This window comes from Nostoc sp. UCD121 (genome assembly GCF_014222285.1).
Classification (GTDB): Bacteria; Cyanobacteriota; Cyanobacteriia; order Cyanobacteriales; family Nostocaceae; genus Nostoc.
On record NZ_JACKZS010000557.1, the window covers coordinates 1 to 316 of the forward strand.

Genomic DNA, 316 nt, shown 5'->3' on the forward strand with positions numbered 1-316 from the left:
GTTATAAATATAGAATAGATGCTAGCTATCATATCTGCCAAATCGACTTTAGATAATATCAGTAATCGCAAATTAAAAAATGATTTAGGAACAGTTTTAACAATTAAACATAATCTTTTATCATTTACGTGCCATACACCAGTAAATTTATTCCCCGTAACAAATTCGCTGGGTTTAGATAAAAGAAACGTTTGAATTCTAGTTTGCTCATAAGTCATATTATCTTTAAATTCAATAGAAATTTTTTCCCAATTTGTATTAAAACGCCATTTCCCAAAAAGTAAAATTTCTATTTCTGTATCAGACAGATTCATAT

At 27.2% G+C, this 316-nt stretch carries 1 protein-coding gene; it reads right to left on the reverse strand.

Annotation, left to right across the window (positions count from 1 at the left end; all coding sequences use genetic code 11):
- The coding region (locus GNF10_RS38210; RefSeq protein ID WP_221644726.1) for a hypothetical protein at window positions 1-316 on the reverse strand (316 nt) is incomplete at both ends.